20 protein-coding genes, 3 pseudogenes and 1 riboswitch are annotated in these 23,698 nt (G+C 72.1%); of the genes and pseudogenes, 9 read left to right on the forward strand and 14 right to left on the reverse strand.

What is annotated here, in order from left to right; genetic code table 11:
* The first annotated feature begins 3 nt into the window (after window positions 1–3).
* On the forward strand, window positions 4–1,692 hold the full coding sequence (locus tag OJ254_RS05880; protein ID WP_265361522.1) for a PTS transporter subunit EIIC: 1,689 nt from the start codon (window positions 4–6) through the stop codon (window positions 1,690–1,692).
* Here OJ254_RS05880 and OJ254_RS05885 read toward each other — a convergent pair.
* From OJ254_RS05885 to thrC, 6 genes are all read right to left on the reverse strand, one after another.
* Window positions 1,689–1,916, reverse strand: coding sequence for a hypothetical protein (locus OJ254_RS05885; protein WP_265361523.1), 228 nt, complete (start codon window positions 1,914–1,916; stop codon window positions 1,689–1,691). The two genes, OJ254_RS05880 and OJ254_RS05885, sit on opposite strands and share 4 nt — an antisense overlap.
* Window positions 1,917–2,305: 389 nt before the next feature.
* A complete protein-coding gene (locus tag OJ254_RS05890) occupies window positions 2,306–3,049 on the reverse strand; it encodes a DUF998 domain-containing protein (RefSeq protein WP_265361524.1) in 744 nt (247 codons plus the stop codon).
* 377 nt (window positions 3,050–3,426) lie between these two features.
* Window positions 3,427–5,049, reverse strand: coding sequence for a chaperonin GroEL (groL, locus tag OJ254_RS05895; RefSeq protein ID WP_265361525.1), 1,623 nt, complete (start codon window positions 5,047–5,049; stop codon window positions 3,427–3,429).
* Window positions 5,050–5,527: 478 nt separating this feature from the next.
* A complete protein-coding gene (locus OJ254_RS05900) occupies window positions 5,528–5,731 on the reverse strand; it encodes a cold-shock protein (RefSeq protein WP_003986833.1) in 204 nt (67 codons plus the stop codon).
* A gap of 497 nt (window positions 5,732–6,228) precedes the next feature.
* On the reverse strand, window positions 6,229–6,507 hold the full coding sequence (locus tag OJ254_RS05905) for a MoaD/ThiS family protein (RefSeq protein WP_265361526.1): 279 nt from the start codon (window positions 6,505–6,507) through the stop codon (window positions 6,229–6,231).
* Between the two features lie 54 nt (window positions 6,508–6,561).
* Window positions 6,562–7,854 (reverse strand): threonine synthase, encoded by a 1,293-nt coding sequence (gene thrC / locus OJ254_RS05910; RefSeq protein ID WP_265361527.1) that lies wholly within the window; start codon window positions 7,852–7,854, stop codon window positions 6,562–6,564.
* A 17-nt stretch (window positions 7,855–7,871) separates the two neighbouring features.
* A riboswitch (SAM riboswitch) is annotated at window positions 7,872–8,016 on the reverse strand.
* Window positions 8,017–8,202: 186 nt separating this feature from the next.
* Here thrC and OJ254_RS05915 point away from each other — a divergent pair.
* The 3 genes and pseudogenes from OJ254_RS05915 to OJ254_RS31425 all read left to right on the forward strand — a co-directional run bounded on the left by OJ254_RS05915 (window position 8,203) and on the right by OJ254_RS31425 (window position 11,387).
* Window positions 8,203–9,165 carry a glucosyl-3-phosphoglycerate synthase gene (locus OJ254_RS05915; protein ID WP_265361528.1) on the forward strand — a complete coding sequence of 321 codons (963 nt, stop codon included), beginning with the start codon at window positions 8,203–8,205 and terminating at the stop codon, window positions 9,163–9,165.
* A gap of 47 nt (window positions 9,166–9,212) precedes the next feature.
* Window positions 9,213–10,654: pseudogene (locus OJ254_RS05920) on the forward strand (alpha,alpha-trehalose-phosphate synthase (UDP-forming)).
* A 322-nt stretch (window positions 10,655–10,976) separates the two neighbouring features.
* Window positions 10,977–11,387 (forward strand): hypothetical protein, encoded by a 411-nt coding sequence (locus OJ254_RS31425; RefSeq protein ID WP_423835841.1) that lies wholly within the window; start codon window positions 10,977–10,979, stop codon window positions 11,385–11,387.
* A gap of 90 nt (window positions 11,388–11,477) precedes the next feature.
* Here the strand turns inward: OJ254_RS31425 and otsB are convergent, their stop codons facing one another.
* The 3 genes from otsB to OJ254_RS05940 form a co-directional block, all read right to left on the reverse strand.
* A complete protein-coding gene (gene otsB, locus OJ254_RS05930; protein WP_265361529.1) occupies window positions 11,478–12,341 on the reverse strand; it encodes a trehalose-phosphatase in 864 nt (287 codons plus the stop codon).
* Window positions 12,342–12,441: 100 nt separating this feature from the next.
* Entirely contained in the window at window positions 12,442–12,723 is a 282-nt protein-coding gene (locus OJ254_RS05935) for a DUF3263 domain-containing protein (RefSeq protein ID WP_265365067.1), read from the reverse strand.
* 70 nt (window positions 12,724–12,793) lie between these two features.
* On the reverse strand, window positions 12,794–14,062 hold the full coding sequence (locus OJ254_RS05940) for an extracellular solute-binding protein (RefSeq protein ID WP_481004192.1): 1,269 nt from the start codon (window positions 14,060–14,062) through the stop codon (window positions 12,794–12,796).
* A 282-nt stretch (window positions 14,063–14,344) separates the two neighbouring features.
* Between OJ254_RS05940 and OJ254_RS05945 the strand changes: the two genes are divergently transcribed.
* From OJ254_RS05945 to OJ254_RS05955, 3 genes and pseudogenes are all read left to right on the forward strand, one after another.
* Window positions 14,345–15,262, forward strand: coding sequence for an ROK family protein (locus OJ254_RS05945; RefSeq protein WP_423836001.1), 918 nt, complete (start codon window positions 14,345–14,347; stop codon window positions 15,260–15,262).
* Entirely contained in the window at window positions 15,262–16,473 is a 1,212-nt protein-coding gene (gene nagA, locus OJ254_RS05950) for an N-acetylglucosamine-6-phosphate deacetylase (RefSeq protein WP_265361532.1), read from the forward strand. Before OJ254_RS05945 ends, nagA begins: the two co-directional genes overlap by 1 nt.
* A gap of 129 nt (window positions 16,474–16,602) precedes the next feature.
* A pseudogene (locus tag OJ254_RS05955) lies at window positions 16,603–17,540 on the forward strand (1-phosphofructokinase family hexose kinase).
* 91 nt (window positions 17,541–17,631) lie between these two features.
* Here the strand turns inward: OJ254_RS05955 and OJ254_RS05960 are convergent.
* From OJ254_RS05960 to cdgB, 3 genes and pseudogenes are all read right to left on the reverse strand, one after another.
* The gene (locus OJ254_RS05960; protein WP_265361533.1) at window positions 17,632–17,967 is read right to left on the reverse strand and encodes a peptidase inhibitor family I36 protein; all 336 of its coding nucleotides are present in this window, start codon (window positions 17,965–17,967) and stop codon (window positions 17,632–17,634) included.
* A gap of 126 nt (window positions 17,968–18,093) precedes the next feature.
* On the reverse strand, window positions 18,094–19,011 hold the full coding sequence (locus OJ254_RS05965) for a CBM35 domain-containing protein (protein WP_265361534.1): 918 nt from the start codon (window positions 19,009–19,011) through the stop codon (window positions 18,094–18,096).
* 324 nt (window positions 19,012–19,335) lie between these two features.
* Window positions 19,336–21,005: pseudogene (gene cdgB / locus OJ254_RS05970) on the reverse strand (diguanylate cyclase CdgB).
* A gap of 437 nt (window positions 21,006–21,442) precedes the next feature.
* On the opposite strand from cdgB, the gene OJ254_RS05975 reads away from it, so the two are divergent.
* Window positions 21,443–21,943 (forward strand): flavin reductase family protein, encoded by a 501-nt coding sequence (locus OJ254_RS05975; protein WP_265361535.1) that lies wholly within the window; start codon window positions 21,443–21,445, stop codon window positions 21,941–21,943.
* Between the two features lie 30 nt (window positions 21,944–21,973).
* Here the strand turns inward: OJ254_RS05975 and arfB are convergent, their stop codons facing one another.
* Entirely contained in the window at window positions 21,974–22,402 is a 429-nt protein-coding gene (arfB, locus tag OJ254_RS05980; RefSeq protein ID WP_030810561.1) for an alternative ribosome rescue aminoacyl-tRNA hydrolase ArfB, read from the reverse strand.
* 314 nt (window positions 22,403–22,716) lie between these two features.
* On the opposite strand from arfB, the gene OJ254_RS05985 reads away from it, so the two are divergent.
* Window positions 22,717–23,292, forward strand: a complete 576-nt coding sequence (locus OJ254_RS05985) for a TerD family protein (protein WP_265361536.1) — start codon at window positions 22,717–22,719, stop codon at window positions 23,290–23,292.
* A 97-nt stretch (window positions 23,293–23,389) separates the two neighbouring features.
* Here OJ254_RS05985 and OJ254_RS05990 read toward each other — a convergent pair whose 3' ends face one another.
* Window positions 23,390–23,677, reverse strand: a complete 288-nt coding sequence (locus OJ254_RS05990; protein ID WP_265361537.1) for a helix-turn-helix domain-containing protein — start codon at window positions 23,675–23,677, stop codon at window positions 23,390–23,392.
* Window positions 23,678–23,698: the final 21 nt, after the last annotated feature.

Consider the following 23,698-nt stretch of genomic DNA (forward strand, 5'->3'; position numbering starts at 1 on the left):
CACATGCCCGAAGACGCCCACCGCGCCACCGCCGCCGCGCTCCTCCCACTGGTCGGCGGCGCCCCCAATGTCACCTCCGTCGCCCACTGCATGACCCGGCTCCGCCTCGGCATCCGGGACCGCTCCCTGGTCCGGGACGAGGACCTCAAGGCGCTGCCCGCCGTGATGGGAGTGGTCGAGGACGGGTCCACGTACCAGATCGTGCTGGGGCCCGGCGCGGTCGCCCGGGTCACCCCCGCGTTCGAGACCCTGCTGGACCAGGCCCGCGCCACGGAACCGGAGACCGCGACACCGACAGCGACAGCCGCAGCGACAGCGACCGCCCAGACCCTGGCCCCGGCCCCGGCCGACGCACGGCCCACCGGCACCACACACCCCGCCGCCACCGCCCCGCCCGCCACCGCCGAGGAGCTCGCCGCGGCGGGTGCCGCGCTCAAGGCGCGCCAGAAGGCGCGGAACGCCACCCCGGTCAAGCTGTTCCTGCGCCGGGTGGCGAACATCTTCGTCCCGCTGATCCCCGCACTGATCGGCTGCGGCATCGTCGCCGGGATCAACGGCCTGCTCACCAACCTCGGCTGGCTGCCGTCCGTCGTCCCCGCCCTGACCGCCATCGCCTCCGGTTTCATGTCGCTGATCGCGGTGTTCGTGGGCTACCACACCGCCAAGGAGTTCGGCGGGACACCGGTGCTCGGCGGTGCGGTCGCCGCGGTCATCGTCTTCCCCGGCGTCGCCCACATCACCGCCTTCGGCCGCCCTCTCTCCCCGGGCCAGGGCGGCGTCCTGGGCGCACTGGCCGCCGCGCTGCTCGCCGTCCAGGTGGAGAAGCACTGCCGCAGAAGAATCCCCGAGGCGCTCGACGTCCTCCTCACCCCCACCCTGACCGTCCTGATCACCGGCCTGGTCACGCTCTTCGGCCTGATGTACGTCGCCGGTGAGGCCGCCACCGCCTTCGGGTCCTTCGCCACCTGGCTGCTCGCGCACGGCGGCGCGGCGGCCGGCTTCCTGCTGGGCGGGCTCTTCCTCCCCCTCGTCATGCTGGGCCTCCATCAGGCCCTCATCCCGCTGCACACCACCCTCATCCAGCAGCAGGGCTACACCGTCCTGCTGCCGATCCTCGCCATGGCCGGCGCGGGCCAGGTCGGCGCCGCCCTCGCCGTCTACGTCCGCCTCCCCCGCAACCGCTCGATCCGTACGACCATCAAGTCGGCCCTGCCCGCGGGCTTCCTGGGTGTCGGCGAGCCGCTGATCTACGGCGTATCGCTCCCCCTCGGGCGGCCCTTCGTCACGGCCTGTCTCGGCGGCGCGTTCGGCGGCGGGTTCATCGGCCTCTTCCACCAGCTCGGCGACACCGTCGGCGCCACCGCCATCGGCCCCTCCGGCTGGGCGCTGTTCCCCCTGGTCCAGGGCAACCACGGCATCGTCACCACACTGGCGGTCTACGCGATGGGGCTGGCCGTCGGCTATCTGACCGGCTTCCTGGCGACGTACTTCCTCGGCTTCAGCAAGCAGATGCGCACCGACCTCAACGCCCCACCCCACACGCCGCATACGCAAGCAGCCGCAGAAAGACCGGAAACGCCGGAAGCGCCCGTCTCGGCGGCAGCAGCGGCAGCAGCGGAAACGGCGGCAGCGACCCACACCGCGCCGCCCTCCGCCGCCCCGGCACCGGCCGGAAGCCAGGGTGCCGCCTAGGCCTCCGACCCCTCGTGCTCGCGGGTCGACACCGCCTCGACGTGGCCGCAGAACGCGCAGACCCAGACGGGCCCTTCGGTGTCCCGCTGCTGCCACATCGTGCGGCGGCAGCGGGGGCAGCCCGTCGTGCCGATCCCGTCCGCGCCCATCAGCGGCGGCTCGGGGGTCGCGTCGGCATAGGCGATGATCTGCTTGCGCAGCCGGTCGTCCGTGGTGTTGGCCATTTGGAGCAGGCGCACCACACGGGAACGGACTTCTTCGACAAACTCGGTCATCGTCGGAGCAGCGTACGCGTCCGGCAGGCGGCCATCGATCGGTTCGGTCAAATAGCCGGACCTCCGGACGCCCGCCACCCTCGAACGAGTGAGGTCACCTCCTGCGGTTGACGCCCGGCACCGTCCGCCGCCCGCCCGCCCGTCCGGCCGGCCGGCCGGCCCAGCACGGCAGCACGCCAGCACGCCAGCACGCCAGCACGCCGCCGAACTGCGGCGCACCCGCCCTCGATACGTCCGCCGCCGACGGGGAGGGGAAGCGGAAACGGAGCGGGAGCCGTCGCCCTACCCGCAGAAGCCGGGGACGCCCGAGTGGCTCCCCCGCACCGCGTGACGACCCCTCAGGGCGTGGGCGTGGGCGCGGGTGCCGGGACCTCCGCAGGGGCTGCCGCGGACGCCCGGGCCGTCGCGGCCGACCGGCGCGATTCGGCGGCCAGCAGCGCGAACCACACACCCACCAGCACCAGATGGACACGCTGCGGGACGCCGTGCCAACCGGGCCGGCCGAACAGCGGGCCCACGGTGCACACGGCGGCCGGCAGGGCCAGCGCCAGCACCCGCGGCCCCCAGCGGCGGATCAGCTGCCGGTGCGGGCGCTCGACCACGGCGGCGCGACTGAGCAGCGCCATCGACGCGAAGAGGAAGAAGTGGGCCAGAGCGCTGGTGGCCGTGTGCCAGGGGTGCACGGCCTCGCATCCGGGCTCCAGTGAGGGCGCGCAGCGCATCGGCAGCGCCACGTCGGCCAGCGACGACAGCCCCATTCCGGCCAGCGCCGCCCACCCGGCACGGGACCAGCCGCCCGCCGCCGGGCCGTACGCCAGTAGCGCCGCCAGGACGACGAGGGCGGCGCAGACGCACTCGATGCCGCCGAAGAGACCGCGCAGCGGCTGGTCGGCGGCGTACAGCTCACTGACGTACGAGTGCCGGGGGTCGAGGCCGGTCGACAGCACGAATTCCAGCACCCAGCCGTTGTAGAGCACGGCGGCCACGGCGAGCAGCCGGGCCGCCCAGGCGTCCCGGCGGCCCGGATCACCGGACCGGCCCACACCCCGTTGCGGCAGCTCCCCCGCGCGCCGCGGGCGCACCGCCCGGTCATCGCCTCGCGCCCGTCCCGCCGGCAGGTTCGCGTTCCGCTCTCGCCCGGACATGATCAGTCGCCGTCCGCATCGGACCTGATCAGACCTCTACGCACCCTGGCTCGCACGAATACTCCTTCGTTTGCGATCACAGGGGGCGCGGCCACCCCGAGACCCTTGGCCGTGACTTTCCATAGCCAATCCAGTGCACAGCGTAACCACCATGCCGTCCTCGCCTCGGGAGGCTCAGGGCACGGCGGCGGGCCGGGGAAAAACGCCGCCGGGGCGGCACCCCCTGGGAGGAGGGTGCCGCCCCGGCGTTCAGGACGTGTGATCCGGGAGGATCAGCGTTCTGGTCCAGCGGGCCGGAGGTCCGGCGCGGTGGATCAGAAGTCCATGTCACCGCCCGGCATGCCGCCCGGAGCGGCCGCGGCGGCCTTCTCCGGCTTGTCGGCGATGACGGCCTCGGTGGTGAGGAAGAGCGCCGCGATGGAGGCGGCGTTCTGCAGCGCGGAGCGGGTGACCTTGGCCGGGTCGATGATGCCCTCGGCGACCATGTCGACGTACTCGCCGGTGGCGGCGTTCAGACCGTGGCCGACGGCCAGGTTGCGCACCTTCTCCACCACGACGCCGCCCTCAAGGCCGGCGTTGACCGAGATCTGCTTCAGCGGGGCCTCCAGGGCCAGCTTCACAGCCGCGGCACCGGTGGCCTCGTCACCCTCGAGCTCGATCTTCTCGAAGACCGAGGAGGCCTGCAGCAGGGCCACGCCACCGCCGGCGACGATGCCCTCCTCGACGGCCGCCTTCGCGTTGCGGACGGCGTCCTCGATGCGGTGCTTGCGCTCCTTGAGCTCGACCTCGGTGGCGGCACCGGCCTTGATGACGGCCACGCCGCCGGCCAGCTTCGCCAGACGCTCCTGGAGCTTCTCGCGGTCGTAGTCCGAGTCGCTGTTCTCGATCTCGGCGCGGATCTGGTTGACGCGACCCTGGACCTGGTCGCTGTCACCGGCACCGTCGACGATGGTGGTCTCGTCCTTGGTGATGACGACCTTGCGGGCGCGGCCGAGCAGGTCGAGACCGGCGTTCTCCAGCTTGAGGCCGACCTCCTCGGAGATGACCGTGCCACCGGTGAGGATGGCGATGTCACCGAGCATGGCCTTGCGGCGGTCACCGAAGCCCGGGGCCTTGACGGCGACGGACTTGAAGGTGCCACGGATCTTGTTGACGACCAGGGTCGACAGGGCCTCGCCCTCGACGTCCTCGGCGATGATCAGCAGCGGCTTGCCGGACTGCATGACCTTCTCCAGGAGCGGCAGCAGGTCCTTCACGTTGCCGATCTTGGAGTTGACGATGAGGATGTACGGGTCGTCGAGCGACGCCTCCATACGCTCCATGTCGGTGGCGAAGTACGCCGAGATGTAGCCCTTGTCGAAGCGCATACCCTCGGTGAGCTCCAGCTCCAGACCGAAGGTCTGGGACTCCTCGACGGTGATGACGCCTTCCTTGCCGACCTTGTCCATGGCCTCGGCGATGAGCTCGCCGATCTGGGTGTCGGCGGCGGAGATGGAGGCGGTGGAGGCGATCTGCTCCTTGGTCTCCACGTCCTTGGCCTGCTCCAGCAGAGCGGCGGAGACGGCCTCGACGGCCTTCTCGATACCGCGCTTCAGGGCCATCGGGTTGGCGCCGGCGGCGACGTTGCGCAGGCCCTCGCGGACCAGTGCCTGGGCCAGGACGGTCGCGGTCGTCGTGCCGTCACCGGCGACGTCGTCCGTCTTCTTCGCGACCTCCTTGACCAGCTCGGCGCCGATCTTCTCGTACGGGTCCTCGAGCTCGATCTCCTTGGCGATGGACACACCATCGTTGGTGATCGTGGGGGCGCCCCACTTCTTCTCGAGGACGACGTTGCGGCCCTTGGGGCCGAGGGTGACCTTGACGGCGTCGGCGAGCTGGTTCATCCCGCGCTCGAGACCGCGCCGTGCCTCCTCGTCGAACGCGATGATCTTGGCCATGTGAAGTGGTCCTCCCGGACTGGGGTGGATTGCTCCGGACCGCGCTGGCGCCCGCGACGGACGACCTGCAGACCTGCTGTGGTTCCTTGCCCCACCCGGCCCGCGGGCCTCACCGACCCGGTCCTTCATTGTCACTCTCACTCGGAGAGTGCTAACGCCAATGATTAGCACTCGGGGCATGCGAGTGCAAGCCGCCCGGAGGGCGTCATTGAGGGGTGGCGGTCGGGCGACGGGTGGGCGCAAGCCGCCCGGAGGGCGTCATTGAGGGGTGGTGGTCGGGCGACGGGTGGGCACAAGCCGCCCGGAGGGCGTCATTGAGGGGTGGCGGTCGGGCGACGGGTGGGCGCAAGCCGTTCTGGGCGTGGCCCATCCATCGAGGGGGCAGGCGGAGGCCCGTCCGTCCTTCGAGGCGCACGGCAGAAGGCCCGTACCCCCTTCAGGGGTACGGGCCTTCACAACGCAGCAGTCGGTCGGCGCCTCAGCCGGCCACCCGGACCATGTCCGCCTGCGGCCCCTTCTGGCCCTGCGAGATCTCGAACTCGACCCGCTGGCCCTCCTCAAGGGTGCGGTAGCCGTCCATCTGGATCGCGCTGTAGTGGACGAATACATCCGCACCACCGTCGACCGCGATGAAGCCGTACCCCTTCTCCGCGTTGAACCACTTGACGGTGCCCTGAGCCATGCCTAACTCCCCTATTACTGGCCCTTGCGCAGGACCGCACTCCGCGGACCCGGGTCAGACCTCACCCCGCGAAAGGCCCGTGGGGTGTGCGCCGGAACGCGTCGACCGCCGCTGAATGTATCTGGACCGATGCCCAGCGCAACAGGTCAATCGGACGAGAATTCTGGCGCCGGAGAATCGGCTATATGCGGTGAAATCGCGATTCTCCCGGGCAAGCCGGGCCGGGCATAGGCGTGCCTAACCGACAAATGCCGCACACACTTTGAGCACAACTCAGCACGGATTCTTATGCGCTCGGCATACCCGGGGACATATACAGCGAGGAGATCGCCACAATGCTATCCCCTTTCACTAAACGGAATTGCCCCGTCCGTTTTTGATGGACGGGGCAATTCCGGTCAAGCGGGGGGAGAGATGGCGCAAATCCACGCCTGTTCGATCACTATCCGGACGGCGCCGCGCGCCAAGAGGACGCGCGGCCGGGCCCGGACGGAGGGTCAGCAGCCTCCGGCGACCGCGGGGATGATCGAGACGCCCGCGCCGTCCGGCGTCGGCGTCTCCAGACCCTGCTCGAAGCGGACGTCGTCGTCGTTGACGTAGACGTTCACGAAGCGGCGCAGCTTACCGGCGTCGTCGAGCACACGGGCCGCGATGCCCTGGTGGTTCTTCTCCAGGTCGGCGATCACCTCGGAGAGGGTCCCGCCCTCGGCGGTGACCTCGGCCTCGCCGCCGGTGTACGTGCGGAGGATGGTGGGGATGCGGACCTTGACGCTCATGGTTCTGCCTTCCGGAGCGGGATTACGGAGTACGGGTTCGGAAACGACGCGGGCTCAGCCGGCCAGGCCGGCCGCGCGGAACGCATCCAGGTTCGGACGGATCGTGGCCGTGGGCCCGGTGGTCGGTGCGACCGCGTCCAGCGTCTTCAGACCGTCACCCGTGTTGAGGACGACGGTGGTCAGCGCCGGGTCGAGCACACCCTCGTCGATGAGCTTCTTGGTCACGCCGACGGTCACACCGCCCGCGGTTTCCGCGAAGATGCCCTCCGTCCGGGCCAGCAGCTTGATCGCGTCCACGACCTGCTCGTCGTTGACGTCCTCCACCGCACCGCCCGTCCGGCGCGCGATGTCCAGCACGTACGGCCCGTCCGCCGGGTTGCCGATCGCCAGCGACTTGGCGATGGTGTTCGGCTTCTGCGGGCGCACGACGTCGTGCCCGGCCTTGAAGGCCGTCGACACCGGCGAGCAGCCCTCCGCCTGGGCGCCGAAGATCTTGTACGGCTTGTCCTCGACCAGCCCGAGGGCAATCAGCTCCTTGAGGCCCTTGTCGATCTTCGTCAGCTGGGAGCCGGACGCGATCGGGATGACGATCTGGTCCGGCAGCCGCCAGCCGAGCTGCTCGCAGATCTCGTAGGCCAGCGTCTTGGAACCCTCGCCGTAGTACGGCCGCAGGTTGACGTTGACGAAGCCCCAGCCCTCGCCGAGCGGGTCGCCGATGAGCTCCGAGCAGAAGCGGTTGACGTCGTCGTAGTTGCCCTCGATGCCGACCAGGTCACCGCCGTAGACCGCGGCCATGACGACCTTGCCGGCCTCCAGGTCGTGCGGGATGAAGACGCAGGACTTGAAGCCCGCGCGGCGCGCCGCGGCGCCGACCGCGCCGGCGAGGTTGCCGGTCGAGGAGCAGGACAGGGTCGTGAAGCCGAAGGCGCGGGCGGCCTCGACGGCGATCGCGACGACACGGTCCTTGAAGGAGTGGGTCGGGTTGCCGGAGTCGTCCTTGACGTACAGGCCGCCGGTGACGCCGAGCTCGGCGGCGAGCCGGTCGGCCTTGACGAGCTTGGTGAAGCCGGGGTTGAGGTTCGGCTTGTCGGCCACGTCGGCGGGGACCGGGAGCAGCGGGGCGTAGCGCCAGATGTTGTCCGGACCGGCCTCGATCTGCTTCCTCAAGGCCTCGGGGTCGCCGCTCGGCAGGTCGTAGGCGACTTCGAGCGGCCCGAAACAGCTGGCACAGGCGAAGATCGGACCGAGGTCGAAGCGCTCACCGCACTCCCGGCAGGACAGCGCTACGGCGGGGCCCAGGGCGACGGGGGTCGCGTTGTCGGCGGATTCGGTGACTTGCACAGCCATGGAGGCGAGGCCCTTTCTCCTCATCTTCCTCGCGACGCATCTCGTCGCGAGACGGATTTGGCACCTTCCCTAGCCGGGAGCCTCGCGCGCTGTACGCGGAGACCGACTGGAGGGTTGCCGGGGCTTCAACGGGCCGTGTCCCTCTGCCCCTCTGGATGAGCGGTATGGCGCTGGGCCGAAACCCAGGCGTTTGTCGCGTGGTGACCCCGACATGCGAGGGTCATCCGCGTTGTTCAAGACTGTAACCGACGGCACTGACAGTTGAGATAGTCGTCCGAACCGCGAGATGGATCACACAATGGATCACATAGCGACCGCTGTACCGGCGGCCACCGAGGAGTCGTAGACGTGCTGGAAGAGGTGGAGCGCTGGCTGCGCAGCCGCTCCTGGTCGGCTGCCGATCGCCCATTGGAGCAGCTGCTGGCGGCCAAGCGCCAGTCGGGCCGTACGGTCAGTGTCGTCCTGCCCGCGCTGGACGAGGAGGCCACGGTCGGCACGATCGTGGCGACGATCCGTGCCGAGCTGATGACCGACGCCGTCCCGCTGGTCGACGAGCTGGTGGTGCTGGATTCCGGGTCCACCGACCGGACGGCCGAGGTCGCGGCGGCGGCCGGCGCCAACGTCGTCCACCGTGACGCGGTCCTGCCGCGGATCCCCGCCGTCCCCGGCAAGGGCGAGGTGCTGTGGCGCTCGCTGCTCGCGACCACCGGCGACATCATCTGCTTCGTCGACGCCGACCTGCGCGAGTTCTCCGCGACCTTCGTCTCCGGGATCGTCGGCCCGTTGCTGACCGATCCGGACCTGCAGTTCGTCAAGGCGATGTACGACCGCCCGCTGGAGACCGGGGACGAGGGCGCGGGGCCGGGCCAGGGCGGCCGGGTCACCGAACTCGTCGCCCGTCCGCTGCTCAACCTGCACTGGCCGCAGCTGGCCGGTTTCGTCCAGCCGCTGGGCGGCGAGTACGCGGCGCGGCGCGTACTGCTGGAGCGGCTGCCGTTCCCGGTCGGCTACGGCGTCGAGCTGGGCCTGCTCGTCGACGCACTGCACACGGTCGGCCTGGACGCCCTCGCCCAGGTGGACGTCGGCGTACGCAAGCACCGCCATCAGGATGGCCAGGCCCTCGGCCGGATGGCCGCCGCGATCTACCGCACCGCTCAACTCCGCCTGGCCCGCGGCCACTTGGTACGGCCCCGGCTCACCCAGTTCGACCGCGGCGAGGCGGGGTTCGTGCCCCGCACCACGGACGTGGACACCGAGGAACGGCCGCCCATGGCCGACATCCCGGAATACGCGGCCAGGCGGGCGGCCTGACCCGCGTCGCACGTTTGCACGGATCTGTCACTGGTTAATCTCGCGACATGGTCTCCGAGCGCAGTGTGGTGCCCGCAGGTGCCGAGGTTCTCGTCGCGTCCAACCGCGGACCGGTCTCGTACGCCCTGGGCGAGGACGGGGCACTGACCGCGAAGCGGGGCGGGGGCGGGCTGGTGTCGGGGCTGTCGTCGATCGGGCCCGAGACGGATGCGGTGTGGGTGTGTGCCGCGCTCGGTGAGGGCGACCGGGAGGCGGTGCGGCGGGCCGGGGGCGCGCTGGACGCGGCCGACACCGGCGGGCAGCGCGTCCGGATGCTGGACATCCCGTCTCATGTACACGCCGACGCCTACAACGGCATCGCCAATTCGGTGCTGTGGTTCGTCCACCACATGCTCTACCAGACGCCGCTGGAGCCGGCCTTCGACGCGGAGTTCCGGCGGCAGTGGGGGGCGTACGAGGCGTACAACCACGCCTTCGCGCAGGCGCTCGCCGACGAGGCGGGCCCCATGCGGCGGTGCTGGTGCAGGACTACCACCTGGCGCTGGTGCCCGGCATGCTGCGGGCACTGCGGCCGGACCTGCGGATCGCGCACTTCTCGCACACCCCCTGGGCGCCGCCGGAGTACTTCCGGATGCTGCCGGACGGCATCGCCGAGCAGCTGCTGCGCGGGATGACGGGCGCCGACCAGCTGGGGTTCCTGACGCACCGCTGGGCGGACGCGTTCAGCGCGTGCTGCGCCGAGGTGCTGGGCGGCACCGGCGGCACCCGGCTCGGGGTGTACGGCCTGGGGGCGGACGCCGGGTTCCTGCGGGAGCGGTCGCGGCGGGCGGACGTGGACGAGCGGCTGGCGGCGCTGCGCGAGCAGATCGGCACCGGGCCGGACGGGGCGGCGCGCCGGAGCATCGTGCGGGTGGACCGCACGGAGCTGTCGAAGAACATCGTGCGCGGGCTGCTGGCGTACCGGGAGCTGCTGGTGGACCGGCCGGAGTGGCGGGAGCGGGTGGTGCACGTGGCCTTCGCGTACCCCTCGCGGCAGGACCTGGCGGTGTACCGGGAGTACACCGCGGAGGTCGGGCGGCTGGCCGAGGAGATCAACGCCGAGTTCGGCACGGAGAGCTGGCGGCCGGTGGTGCTGCACGTGAAGGACGACTTCGCGCGGTCGCTGGCGGCGTACCGGCTGGCGGACGTGGCGCTGGTCAATCCGATCCGGGACGGGATGAACCTCGTCGCGAAGGAGATCCCGGTGGTGTCCGAGGAGGGCTGCGCGCTGGTGCTGTCGCGGGAGGCCGGCGCCCACGAGGAGTTGGGGGCCGCGGCGCTGACGGTCAATCCGTACGACGTGAGCGGCACGGCGCGGGCGCTGCACGAGGCGCTGTCGATGACGGCCGGGGAGCGGGCGGAGCGCACCGAGCGGCTGGCCGCGGCGGCGACCGCGCTGCCACCGGCCCGCTGGTTCATGGACCAGTTGCGGGCGTTGCAGGCGGAGTGAGCGGGGGCGGCGCGGGGCGCGGTCGGACGGCGGTGTCCGGGCCCGCGCCACGCGCCGTGCGGGTCCGTGCCACCGGGGCGCGGGCTGTTCCGGGCCGCGGTGGGGTAGTTCTTTTCCATGCCGAACTCCGCGCGTGCCCTGCCGCTTTCCGTCCGTACGTCCACGCTGGCGGCCGTCGCCGTGCTGGCCCTCGCGGCCGGCGGGTGTTCGTCCCCCCGGCCCCACTTCGACCCCAAGGAGGGTTCGGGCCCTTCGGGGACGCCGTCCCCCGTCGCCCTCGGGGGCGATAGCCATGGGGCCCGGCCCCCAGGGTGCGTACACCGTGCAGCGGCAGCCCTCCGCCGGTAGCTGCCACGTCCGTCACACCGCCGGCAAGCAGCCGCTGCCGGACCCGACGTGCACGCCGGGCGCGACGAACCCCAAGGTGACCCCGGCGACCCTGAAGTCGACGATCTGCCGGAGCGGCTACACCAAGGACATCCGGCCCCCGGTGAACATCACCGGCCGCGAGAAGACGGCCAACGCCGCGTCGTACGGCTACACGGGCCCGCTGCACGACGCCGAGTACGACCACCTCATCAGCCTCCAGCTGGGCGGCGACCCCAACGATCCGCGCAACCTCTGGGTCGAGCCGCCGTCACCGGGACACCGGCCGGGCGCCGGTCCCAACAACCCAAGGACGTGGTGGAGAACCGCCTCAAGGCCGCGATCTGCTCGGGCAAGGCCGACCTGACGAAGGCTCAGCGGGCCATCGCGACGGACTGGACGACGGCGGAGGCCGTACTGGGCCTGAAGAGGTAGCACCACCGGCCCGCGGGCGAGGTCACTGCTCAGTGAGGCGGGTCGCCAGTGCGCCGAGCAGGTCCACGACGCCGGCCGGGCCGTTGACGACCAGGTCGGCGCGGTCGGCGAGTTCGGTGACCTCGTTGCTGCCGCTGCAGACCAGGAGGCCGGTCAGGCCCTCGGAGCGGAGTTTCTCGACGGCGGCGAAGGCGGCCAGGTCGCCGAGGTCGTCGCCGGCGTAGAGGACCGTCGAGGCGCCGGTTTCGCGGATCCAGTCGGCGAGCGCGACGCCCTTGTCCATCCCGGGCGGCCGGAGTTCGAGGACCAGGCGGCCCGGTTCGACGATCAGGCCGTGGCGTTCGGCCAGCGCGGTGAGCGGTGCGCGCAGCCGCTCGAAGGCGCCCTGCGGGTCGTCGGCGCGGCGGGTGTGGATGGCGATGGCCCGGCCGCCCTTGCGTTCGATGGCGGTCTCGACCCAGGTGCCGTGCCAGACGCCGGAGGCGTCCAGGACGCCGGGGAGTTCGGCCTGTATGGCGGCGACACCGGGGTGCGGCGGCGGGGCGTGCACGGTGCCGGTGGCCGCCTCCCAGCGTTCGGCGCCGTAGTGGCCGAGGACGGTGAGGTGGTCCAGTCCGGGGACGGCGGCGAAGCCGCCGAGGCGGACCGCGACGGTGGCCGGCCGGCCGGTGATCACCGCGGCGGCGCGCAGGTGCGGTACGAGGCGGCCGAGGGCGGCGACCGCGCCGTCGTGGGCGCGGGCCTTTTCCGGGTCGGGGACGATGTCGGCGAGGGTGCCGTCGAAGTCGAGGGCGACGACGGCGCGTTCCGGGTGGGCCAGCAGCGCGGCGAGGCCGTCGCGGCCGGCGGGGGTGACGGGAGTCGGCACGTTCGGGGGGCTGCCCATGGCGCCGACCCTACCGGCGGTGGGCGGGCGCACGGCCGGTGCACGGGCGCATCCGGCCGACGGGTCGCGGCGCCGTCCCCGCCGCGAGCGGCGCGCCCGGTCAGCGGCGGGCGCGGCGCGCTTCGCGGATCCGGCGCAGGCGGTTGACGGTGACGGGGTCGTGGGCGAGCGCGCGGGGGTCGTCCAGCAGGGCGTTGAGGAGCTGGTAGTAGCGGGTCGGGGAGAGGCCGAGCCGTTCGCGGATGGCCCGTTCCTTGGGGCCGGGGCCGGGCCAGGAGCGGCGCTCGACGGCGAGCACCGCCTCGTCCCGGGCGGACAGCCCGGAGCCGCCCGCGCCGCCGGTGGCCTGCGGGTCGTCCGTACTGCCGGGGCCGCTCGTCATCACGTTCCCACGATAAGCGCACGGTCGGACGGGTGGGGGCCGGGCGGGTGGCCCGGTCCCCCGCGCGGCGTCACTCGCCGCTGTTGTCCTCGGTGTCCGCGGTGTTCTGGATGTCGGTGAGCACGCCGGCCGGGTTGCCGTTGGGGCCGACCGCGGCGCCCATCCTGGCCTTGACGGTCTTGGAGACCAGCGGCCAGGAGGTCTTGTCCGCCGGGTAGAACTCGGCGCCGGCCAGCTGCTTGAGGAAGCTGTGCAGCTTGGCGTAGTGGTCGTCGGCCATCATCGCCTGGGAGGCGGAGGTGGTGACGGGCAGCAGACCGTAGTCGCCGGAGAACTTCTCGACGTTCTTGTCGCTGTAGACGAAGTCGAGGAACTTGCCGGCCTCGGCGCGGTGGCCGTTCTGCTTGAACGCCATCATCCAGTCGGCGACGCCCATGGTGGCCTTGGCCGGGCCCTTGACGCCGGGCAGGTCGACGGTGCCGTAGTCGATGCCCTTGGCCTCGGCCTGCTTCATGAGGGTGGGGTGGCCGTTGAGCATGCCGACGTCGCCGTCGGCGAAGCCGGCGAAGGCGTCCTCGCGGTTGAGCTTGGCCGGGTCGCTGCCGGTCAGGCCCTTGCCGACGAGGTCGTCCTTCAGCCAGTTGAAGGTCTTGATGTTCTCCGGCGAGTTGATCTGGTACTTGCCGATGGTGTCGGTGTAGCTGCCGCCGCCGCTGAGCATCCACATCAGCGTCTCGGCCTGGGTCTCCTCGGGGCCGAGCGGCAGTGCGTAGGGCATCTTGACGCCGTGCGCCTTCAGCAGGGCGGCGTCGTGGGCGATGTCGTCCCAGGTCTTCGGCGGGCTGGTGATGCCGGCCTGGGCGAACAGCTTCTTGTTGTAGAAGAGCCGCCGGGTGCTGGCGCCGAAGGGCATGCCGTACTGGACGCGGTGGTATTCGCCGGCCTCCGCGAGGGAGGGGGTGAAGTCGGCCTGGACCGGTATGGAGAGCAGCTGGTCGGCGCTGTAGAGCTTGCCCTTGGCCGCGTAGTCGGCGTAGGCGCCTATCTGGGCGAGGTCGGGGGCCTTGCCCTCCTTGACCAGGTCCTCGACGTGCTTGTCGACCTTGGTCCAGCTGTCGACCTCGACGTCGACCTTGATGCCGGGGTTCTTCTTCTCGAAGGCGCGGGCGAGCTGGTCCCAGTAGTGCTGGGAGCTGTTGGCCTCGCCGTCACCGTAGTCCGCGGCGATCAGCTTGAGGGTGACGTCGCCGTCGCCCGATCCGCCGCCGCAGCCGGTGAGTGTCAGTGTCATGGTGGTGGCCGTCGCTGCCGCCGCCAGGCTCAAGTACCGCCGCTGCACCCGCTGTTACCGCCCTTTTCCTGTCCCGAAATTCTGTGCCTGCCGGGTTCCTCGACACCGTCTCGGGGATCGCCCTCGCCCGGCGTGAACAGCGGGTTTCCCCCCGCGTCCGCTACAAGGTCTACACCACCGGTGGTTGCGCTCCGTTAGCGGGCTCCCCACTTCGCTCCCACACTTCCTTCACCCGGACCGGACCGGTGAGTGGACTAGACCTTTCGGGGCGCAGCGCGCGAAACTGTTCCCGTGAGACATGTCATCGCCCTGGATGTGGGCGGCACCGGGATGAAGGCCGCCCTCGTAGGGGTGGATCCCGAACCGTCCGGGAAGACACCACCCGCCCTGCTCTACGAGGCACGGCGGCCCACCGGCCGCGAGCGCGGCCCCGACGCGGTGGTCGAGACGATCCTCGGCTTCGCCGCCGAGCTCCGCGAGATCGGCACCGCCCGCTTCGGCACCGCCGCCGAGGCCGCCGGCGTCGCGGTCCCCGGCATCGTCGACGAGACCACCGGCACCGCCGTCTACGCCGCGAACCTCGGCTGGCGGGACGTCCCGCTGCGGGCGCTGCTCTCCGAGCGGCTCGGCGGGGTGCCGGTCTCGCTCGGCCACGACGTGCGCACCGGCGGCCTGGCCGAGGGCCGGATCGGCGCCGGCCGGGACGCCGGCCGCTTCCTGTTCGTACCGCTGGGCACCGGCATCGCCGGCGCCATCGGCATCGGGGGCCGCATCGAGGCCGGGGCGCACGGCAGCGCCGGCGAGATCGGCCACATCGTCGTCCGGCCCGGGGGGCGGGCCTGCGGCTGCGGGCAGCGGGGCTGCCTGGAGACGCTGGCGTCGGCCGCCGCGGTGGGCCGGGACTGGGCGGCGGCCTGCGGCGACCCGGAGGCCAGCGCGGCGGACGCGGCCAAGGCCGTGGCGTCCGGCGACGCGCGGGCCCGCGCGGTGTGGCGGGACGCGGTGGACGCGCTGGCCGACGGCCTGGTCACCGGGCTGACCCTGCTCGACCCGGAGCTGCTGATCATCGGCGGCGGACTGGCCGAGGCGGGCGACACGCTGTTCACGCCTCTGCGGGAAGCGGTCCGGCGGCGCGTTACGTTCCAGCGGCTCCCCTCGATCGTTCCGGCGGCCCTCGGGGACGCCGCCGGGTGCCTGGGCGCGGGACTCCTCGCCTGGGATCTTCTCTCCACGGAGGTAACCGCCTGATGGCACAGCAACTGTCCGTGCAGCCGGCCGCGGGTCCCCGGCGCACCGTCCTGGCCGGCGCCCGGATCGCCCGCCCGTCCGGCGTCGTCGAGCGCGGCCGGATCATCGTCGAGGGCGGCCGGATCGCCGCGGTCCACAGCCGCGACGCCGACCTGACCGAGGACCGCGGCGCCGACGCCGTGGACCTGACCGGCCACCTCGTCGTGCCCGGCTTCGTCGACATGCATGTGCACGGCGGGGGCGGCGGCTCGTTCTCGTCCGCCGACCCCGGCGAGTGCATGACGGTCGTGGAGACCCACCGCCGGCACGGCACCACCTCGATGGTCGCCTCCACCGTCACCGGCGGGCTGCCCGAACTCGCCCGGCAGGCCGGGGTGCTGGCCGAACTGGTCCAGCAGGGCGAGCTGACCGGCATCCACTTCGAGGGCCCGTTCATCTCCCCGCACCGCTGCGGCGCCCACCAGCCGGGGCTGCTGCGCGACCCGGACCCGTCCGACGTCCGCAAGCTCCTCGACGCGGCCCACGGCACCGCCGCGATGATGACCCTCGCCCCCGAACTGCCCGGCGGTCTGGCGTCCGTACGGCTGCTCTCCGACGCCGGGGTGATCGCCGCCGTCGGCCACACCGACTCGTCCTACGACGCGGCCCGGCAGGCCATCGACGCGGGCGCCACCGTCGCCACCCACCTCTTCAACGCGATGCCCCCGCTCGGCCACCGGGCGCCGGGTCCGGTCGCCGCGCTCCTGGAGGACGAGCGGATCGCCGTCGAGCTGATCAACGACGGCACCCATCTGCACCCCGCGATGCTCCAGTTGGCCGTCCGCGAGGCGGGCAACGGCCGGGTCGCGTTCATCACGGACGCGATGGGAGCGGCCGGCATGGACGACGGGATGTATCCGCTCGGGCCCATGCAGGTCGAGGTCAGGGACGGGGTGGCCCGGATCAGCGACGGCCCCACGGCCGGCTCCATCGCGGGCTCCACCCTCACCCTGGACCGGGCTTTCCAACGGGCCGTCCTCGTCGACGGCCTGACGGTGGATCAGGCGGTCCAGGCACTGTCGGCCACCCCGGCCCGCCTGCTGGGCATCGACGACCGGACCGGGTCCCTGGCGGCCGGCAAGGACGCCGACCTGGTGGTGCTGGACGCGGCGTTCACCCTGGTCGGGGTCATGCGCCGGGGCGAGTGGGTGGTGCGCCCGCACAGCGCGTGAGGTGAGCTGAGGGTCTGGGCCAACCGCCACCGACGATGGCATGATCGCTCGCGCACTTGTCCGCATGCCACCGCCGTGCGCGGTTGCCCGACCCCGGCCGCCCGGCCATGACTGCCCGGAGGGGCGACCATGATCCTCACGGTCACGCTGAACGCCGCCCTGGACATCACCTACCGCGTGCCCCGGCTCCGCCCGCACCGCACGCACCGGATCACCGAGGTGTCCGAACGGCCCGGCGGCAAGGGCGTGAACGTCGCCCGGGTGCTGGCCGCGCTCGGCCACCGCACGGTCGCCACCGGCTTCGCGGGCGGCGGCACCGGCGACGCGCTGCGCGCCCTGCTCGCCGAGACGGCGGTCACCGACGCCCTGGTCCCGGTCGGCGGCGCCACCCGCCGCACGGTCGCCGTCGTCGACGAGACCACCGGGGACACCACCCAGCTCAACGAGCCGGGCCCGACCGTCTCCCCGCCGAATGGGACACCTTCCTCGGCACCTACCGCGAACTGCTGGGGGAGGCCCGCGCGGTGGCACTGTGCGGCAGCCTGCCGCCGGGCGTCCCGGTCGACGTCTACGCCCGCCTCACCCGCGCCGCGCGCACCGCCGGCGTCCCCGTCCTCCTCGACACCAGCGGCGAACCGCTGCGCCGGGGCCTGGCCGCCCGCCCCGACCTCGCCAAGCCCAACGCCGACGAGCTGGCCGCCCTGACCGGCAGCACCGAACCGCTGCGCGCCGCCCGCGACGCCCGCCGCCGCGGCGCGCACGCGGTGGCCGCCTCACTGGGCCCGGACGGGATGCTGGCGGTCACCGCGGACGGCTCCTGGCAGGCCGCTCCGCCCCGGCGGTTCGCCGGCAATCCGACCGGCGCCGGCGACTCCGCGGTCGCCGGACTCCTCTCCGGCCTGGTGGAGGACCTGCCGTGGCCCGCCCGCCTCGCCCGCGCGGTCGCCCTGTCCGCCGCGACGGTCCGCGCCCCGGCGGCCGGCGAGTTCGACCGGGCGACGTATCAGGAGCTGCTGGGGGGCGTGGTGGTGACGGCTTCCCGTACCGACCTGGGGATCGACAAGTGAGAGGGCCTACCGCGGCAGACAACGGGCCGAGCACACGACCCGCCCGGTCGCGCCCTCGGCCTCTGTCAGAGCAATGCCAACTGTCCCCGCGTCACGGTCCCCAGACGGCGATGCTCTTCACCGGCCATGGAGTCTTGGCCGAGTAGTGCCCGAAAGTCAGGTCGAAGTGCTTTCCGTAGCATCCGCTGTCGCTGTAGAGGGTCACCCGGTGCCGGTTCTGGTTGGACACCGAGCGGGCATCGCCGTCGAACCCGTTGCACCCCGACGTGGGACTGATGATGCTGTAGGCGCGTCCCCCGAAATTCGGCTGTGACCAGCCGCAAACGTTGCCCTTCGGGCATTTGGCAGCCGCGCCGGCTGTTCCGACGGTGAGCGGCAGAGTGGCTAACAGTGCGGCCCCGGTCAGGGCTAGCGCACGCATCTTCATGTGGTCGGACCTTCCGCAGATCGAGTGGCTGACGCTGCCCAGTCCACTCGATCACCACGGCGTTGACAACCAGGTATCAGGCCACCGGTCGTGGCGCCTGAGCTGTGGAAACGGCGGCCTCGGCCACTACTTGACGCCCTTCAGCCACAGCTGGTCGAGGATGGCGTTGCACTGGTTGCCCTGCGCACAGGCGATCTCAACGGTGTTGGTGCCCTTGTTCAGGGTGACCGGGGCCCAGGTCGACTGCCAGCCCTTCTTCCAGTCGCCCTCCGGCGAGTGGATGAAGTTCTTCAGGCCCAGCGGCTGGTTGTTGGGCTTGCCGTTGACCGTAAGCGTGGCGTTGGCGTCCTGTCCCGGGATGCTGTAGCGCACGTACAGCCGGTAATCACCGGCGTCCGGCAGATCCACGGTCCACTGCACCTTCGCCCCGACCTGGTTGAGGCCGGTGACGTAGGAACCACTTGCCGAGTGGGCGCCCTGGACGTCCTTCGCGGTGGTCGCCCCGCCGTCCAGTCGCAGGCTGCCGGCGTCCTCCTTGGGGAGTTCGCCGGGCTTGGGCTTGCTGTGGGGCTGATCGCTCGGCTTGACGGTGTCACCGGCCGTCGGGCCGGACTTGCCGGCGTTGGCGTTCTTGCTGTCGTCGCCGTTGTTGGTGAGCATCGCGACGCCGATGCCTATGCAGACCACCGCGACCACCGCGACCGCGCCGATCAGCAGCCCGTTGCGGCGGCGCGGCTCCGGCTCGGCGCCGTGGCCGGGCGCCGGGACGGCCCGGGTGCGGTCGCCGCCGGGCAGGGTCTCCGGCGCGGCGTAGCTGGCGTTCGGCTGCCCGTAGGTGACCGGCTGCTGGGCCTGCTGGCCGTACTGGCGCTGGCCGACCGCCCGCACCTGGTTGTACGACGTGCGCGGCACCCCCGGCTGGCGGGCCGCCCCGCCGGCGCCCGGCGAGCCCGGTGCCCCGCCCTCGCCGCCTTCCGCGCGGTAGAGGTAGGCGAAGGGGTCGTCGTTCTCCGGCGTGTCCGCGCCGTTGTTGCCGGCCGTCATTCCGTGTCACTCCCAAGCGATGTGTGCGCGTCATGAACGCGTCGGTCGGTACGCGTGCGCAGACGTCTTCTGCGCGAATCTCTGGTCCGGGCCCCCGGCGGCGCCGCGCCGCATCGGCGCAGCCTACCCCCTCGCGTCCGGGCCACACCGAGCCCGGCGGGCCACAAGATCGCTACGGATCGGTGAACTGCTGGTGCGGGGGCCGGCGGGCCGCGGATGTGAGATGCGCCGCGTGGTGCGCAACGCCCCACCGCACGGCTCGCGCCCGGTCCTTGGCGCGGCGCCCGCCCGAGCCGTCGCCCGGCGGCAGCCCGGCGCCCGGTGTCAGCCCGCCGCCCGCCGGTTCGCCTTCGACCGGGAGCGCTTCTCGACGTACATCCGCTGGTCCGCCGACTCCAGGACCTCCTCGGCGGTCATCCCGCAGCTCGCCCAGCCGATGCCGAAGCTGGCGCCCACCCGGACCGCCCGGCCCTCCACCCGGATCGGCGGGATGATCGCGTTCCGCAGGCGCACCGCGAGGTCCTGGGCGTCGGCCGTGCCGAGACCGTCGGCGAGCACCACGAACTCGTCGCCGCCGAGCCGGGCGACGGTGTCGCCGTCCCGTACGCCGCTGGTCAGCCGGCGGGCGACCTCGATCAGCACCGCGTCGCCGGTGTTGTGCCCGAAGCGGTCGTTGATCGACTTGAAGCCGTCGAGGTCGCAGAAGAGGACCGCGAGCCCCTTGGAGCCGTCGTCGGCCGGCCCGTCCGCGGGGGCGACGAGGTGGACGTGGTGGTCGAACGGGACCGGGGCCTTGCCCTCGAAGCCGTCGACGCCGTCGAAGGGCTCGTTGCCGTCCGGCCGGAAGCCGTGCGGGTCCCGCGGGTCCGCGCCGCCCGAGGAGGCGTAGGCGTCCGCCAGTGAGCCGGCCGGCCGGGAGCACAGCCGGGCGCCGAGCCGGGCCCGCAGTTCGGCGCTGTTGGGCAGGCCGGTCAGCGAGTCGTGGCTGGCCCGGTGCGCGAGCTGGAGCTCGTGCCGCTTGCGCTCCTCGATGTCCTCGACGTGGGTGAGCAGGTAGCGGGGCCGTCGGCGGTGTCGGCGACGACGGAGTTGCGCAGCGAGACCCACACGTACGTGCCGTCGCGGCGGGCCAGCCGCAGCTCGGCCCGGCCGCCCTCGGCGGAGGTGCGCAGCAGGGTGCCGATGTCCTCGGGGTGGACCAGGTCGGAGAAGGAGTAGCGGCGCAGCCCGGAGGCCGTGCGGCCGAGCAGCCGGCACAGCGCGTCGTTGGTCCGTAGCAGCCGCCCGTGCTGGTCCCCGCCCATTTCGGCCACGGCCATCCCGCTCGGCGCGTACTCGAAGGCCTGCCGGAAGCTTTCCTCGCTGGCGCGCAGGGCCTGCTGCTCGCGCTCCAGCCGGACCAGGGCGCGCTGCATGTTGGCCCGCAGCCGGGCGTTGCTGATCGCGATCGCGGACTGGAAGGCGTACATCTGCAGCGCTTCCTGGCCCCAGGGGCCGGGGCGCCGGCCGTTGCGCGGCCGGTCGACGGAGATCACGCCGAGCAGCTCGCCGCCGCCGTTGCCCGCGGTGTACATGGGCGCGAAGAGGCGGTCCATCGGGTGCCACTCGTCGGGAAAGCGCGGCGCCGGCCCGGCCGTGTGCCACTGCGGTACGTCGTCGTCATCCAGCACCCAGCCCTCGGTGTACGGGATGAAGCAGAGGTCGCCCCACCGTTCGCCCATGGACAGCCGGCGGTCCCAGGAGGAGCGCGAGCCGACCCGGCCGGCCATCAGGGCCTCGGCGCCCGCGCTGCCGGCGACCGCGGCCACCACGAGATCGCCGTCGGGCCGCACGAGGTTGACCGCGGACAGCTCGTAGCCGAGGCCGTTCACGGCGCCGTCGGCGACGGTCTGCAAGGTGTCCGCAAGGCTGCGTGCGGTGTTCAGTTCGGCGACCACTTGGTGCAGCTGCCGCAGGGTCGCAAGACGGACGTATGGCTCCGACTCGGTCTCCATCGCTCGCTCCCCTGAGACCTCGACAGCAGACTCCACGATTCTTGTCGTCCGATTCCACGCTCACTGAATCACAGTGAGCTCTTCACTCGGTACACAGGGTCAACAATTAGAGGCCGCTGTGACTCAAGTCACAGACGGTGAGCGAGCGTTGACCGTGCCGTACCACCCCGTCGCAGCAGACCCGCCTTCACTCTTTCTACACTTTCTGAACGCAAATTCCGAGGGGTCGGCCCGCTGTATACGACCTCCGTCGCTGGACCTAGGACGCGGGTGGTCCCGGGGCCCGATGCGCGTCCGGACGGCGGGAAGTTAGCGTTCATGGCGTGTTCACGGAAACCCCTGTCGATGCGGCGGCCCCCGGGCCCGCCGCCACCGCCGCCCCCACCGTCGCGCCGGCCTCCGTGCCGGGTGGCGCGCCGATCCCGCATGCTGTGGGGGTGAGTGACGACGAGTTCCGCGCCGCCCTGTCCCGGCTCGCCGCCGGCGTCGTACTGATCACCGCCCACGACCCGGACGCCGGGCCGCGCGGCGAGGACGCCGGCATGACCGCCACGGCCTTCCTTTCCGTGTCACTCGACCCGCCGCTCGTGATGGTGAGCGTTCGCAACGGCTCCCGGATGGACGACCTGCTGGCGGAGCAGCCGCTGTGGGCCGTCTCCGTGCTCTCGGGGCATCAACGGCAGATTGCCGGACGATTCGCCATGAAGGGCCGTATCAGCGACCGGCTTCTCTTCGAGGACATCGCGCACGTACGGGGCGAAGCCTCCGGCGCCCCGCTCATCGGCGGCGCGCTGGCGACCCTGGAGTGCCGCACCGAACAGCGCGTCACGGCCGGCGACCACACCCTCGTCATCGGGCGGGTGCTGGCCACCGGGGTCCCGAACGAGGAGGACGGGCCGCTGACGTACTTCCGGGGGCGCTACCGGCAGTTGGGGTGAGCGGCCGGGGGCCGGCAGCCGGGCCGCGGGTCAGGTCCAGTCGCGGCCCGAGCGGCCGCGCTTGGTGTCACCGCGCTGCTTCTTCTCGCGCAGCCGGCGCTCGTTGATGCCCCGTGGGATCCGCGACTTCCGGCGCGGCTTGGGCGGCGGCGCGCTGGCCTCGGCGAGCAGCGCGGCCATCCGGACGGCCGCGGTCTCGCGGTTGCGCCACTGGGAGCGGTGGTCGGAGGCGCGTACGGACAGCACGCCGTCGACCAGCCGGCCGGCCAGCCGCTCCAGCGCACGCTCCTTCCACACCGGCGGCAGCGCCTGCGTGCCGCCGAGGTCGAAGCGCAGCTCGACCTGGCTGTCGCTGGTGTTGACGTGCTGGCCGCCCGGACCCGAGGACCGCGAGAAGCGCCAGACGAGCTCGGCCTCGGGAAGGACGACCGAACCGCGGATGACATGGGGCCCGGACATGGCCCTATGATCCCGCGAATCCGGCCGTACCGTCACCCGCTTTTCGCCCCCCTCGACCTGGCCGCACATCAGATTCCGCCGCTGAGCGGCCGAGCGGCGCGGTGCGCGGTGCGGACACCGGCACGGCACGCGGGGCGCCGGCACGGCACGCGGACACCGGCAGGCCCCGTGGAGACCGGCATCAGGATTGGGCAAAGAAAGTAAAGGGAGCTGGAACCTCACGGTCCCCCGAAGGCGTTCTGGTGGGTGACGGTAGCTTCGTGGCAGCACGGAGCCCGACGACTCGACGCGTTGACTAGGAAAGGGACATCCCCATGGCTGTAAGCCTGTCCAAGGGCGGCAACGTCTCCCTCACCAAGGAGGCACCGGGCCTGACCGCCGTCACGGTGGGCCTCGGCTGGGACGTCCGCACCACCACCGGCACGGACTTCGACCTCGACGCCAGCGCGATCGCGGTGAACACGACCGGCAAGGTCTACTCCGACCAGCACTTCGTCTTCTTCAACAACAAGAGCACGCCGGACCAGTCGATCGTCCACACCGGTGACAACGTCACCGGCCAGGGCGAGGGCGACGACGAGCAGATCAACGTCAACCTGGCGGCGCTGCCGGCCGACATCGACAAGATCGTCTTCCCGGTGTCCATCTACGACGCCGAGAACCGCAGCCAGAACTTCGGCCAGGTGCGGAACGCCTTCATCCGCATCGTCAACCAGGCCGGTGGCGCGGAGATCGCGCGCTACGACCTGAGCGAGGACGCGGCCACCGAGACCGCCATGGTCTTCGGCGAGCTGTACCGCAACGGCGCGGAGTGGAAGTTCCGCGCCGTGGGCCAGGGTTACGCGTCGGGCCTGGTCGGCATCGCGAAGGACTTCGGCGTCAACGTCTGAGTCGTCGGCGCGCCAGTGCGCAGAGCCGTCCGCGACCGGTAGGCCGCGGGCTCGCTTCAGGGCCGGTCCCCTTCGGGGGGCCGGCCCTGCGCGCGTTTCAGGCGGCCGCGTCGCTTCCGCTCCCCGCCCCGTCCGCCGGTTCGGGCGGCACGGCCAGCACCGCCACCTCGTCCAGCGACAGTCCGAGCGTGCCGGCCAGCGCCGCGACCGTGAAGAACGCCGGGGTGGGCGCCCGGCCGGTCTCGATCTTCCGCAGCGTCTCGGCGGACAACCCCGCCGCCGCCGCGACCTCGACCATGCTCCGCCCGCCGCGCGCCGTCCGCAGCAGCGCGCCGAGCCGTTCACCGCGTTCCCGCTCCCAAGGAGTCAGTGGAGTCCGCACCATGCTCGTGATACTAATACCGGT

The organism is Streptomyces endophytica, from assembly GCF_026153355.1.
Lineage (GTDB): Bacteria > Actinomycetota > Actinomycetes > Streptomycetales > Streptomycetaceae > Streptomyces > Streptomyces endophytica.

What these genes read in the sequence shown, in the direction of transcription:
- OJ254_RS05880 (WP_265361522.1), top strand. Translation starts at nt 4, where the DNA reads ATGCCCGAAGACGCCCACCGCGCCACCGCCGCCGCGCTCCTCCCACTG.
- OJ254_RS05885 (WP_265361523.1), bottom strand. Translation starts at nt 1,916, where the DNA reads ATGGCCAACACCACGGACGACCGGCTGCGCAAGCAGATCATCGCCTAT.
- groL (WP_265361525.1), bottom strand. Translation starts at nt 5,049, where the DNA reads ATGGCCAAGATCATCGCGTTCGACGAGGAGGCACGGCGCGGTCTCGAG.
- OJ254_RS05900 (WP_003986833.1), bottom strand. Translation starts at nt 5,731, where the DNA reads ATGGCTCAGGGCACCGTCAAGTGGTTCAACGCGGAGAAGGGGTACGGC.
- OJ254_RS05905 (WP_265361526.1), bottom strand. Translation starts at nt 6,507, where the DNA reads ATGAGCGTCAAGGTCCGCATCCCCACCATCCTCCGCACGTACACCGGC.
- thrC (WP_265361527.1), bottom strand. Translation starts at nt 7,854, where the DNA reads ATGGCTGTGCAAGTCACCGAATCCGCCGACAACGCGACCCCCGTCGCC.
- otsB (WP_265361529.1), bottom strand. Translation starts at nt 12,341, where the DNA reads ATGGGCAGCCCCCCGAACGTGCCGACTCCCGTCACCCCCGCCGGCCGC.
- OJ254_RS05935 (WP_265365067.1), bottom strand. Translation starts at nt 12,723, where the DNA reads ATGACGAGCGGCCCCGGCAGTACGGACGACCCGCAGGCCACCGGCGGC.
- OJ254_RS05945 (WP_423836001.1), top strand. Translation starts at nt 14,345, where the DNA reads ATGAAGGCCGCCCTCGTAGGGGTGGATCCCGAACCGTCCGGGAAGACA.
- nagA (WP_265361532.1), top strand. Translation starts at nt 15,262, where the DNA reads ATGGCACAGCAACTGTCCGTGCAGCCGGCCGCGGGTCCCCGGCGCACC.
- OJ254_RS05960 (WP_265361533.1), bottom strand. Translation starts at nt 17,967, where the DNA reads ATGAAGATGCGTGCGCTAGCCCTGACCGGGGCCGCACTGTTAGCCACT.
- OJ254_RS05965 (WP_265361534.1), bottom strand. Translation starts at nt 19,011, where the DNA reads ATGACGGCCGGCAACAACGGCGCGGACACGCCGGAGAACGACGACCCC.
- arfB (WP_030810561.1), bottom strand. Translation starts at nt 22,402, where the DNA reads ATGTCCGGGCCCCATGTCATCCGCGGTTCGGTCGTCCTTCCCGAGGCC.
- OJ254_RS05985 (WP_265361536.1), top strand. Translation starts at nt 22,717, where the DNA reads ATGGCTGTAAGCCTGTCCAAGGGCGGCAACGTCTCCCTCACCAAGGAG.
- OJ254_RS05990 (WP_265361537.1), bottom strand. Translation starts at nt 23,677, where the DNA reads ATGGTGCGGACTCCACTGACTCCTTGGGAGCGGGAACGCGGTGAACGG.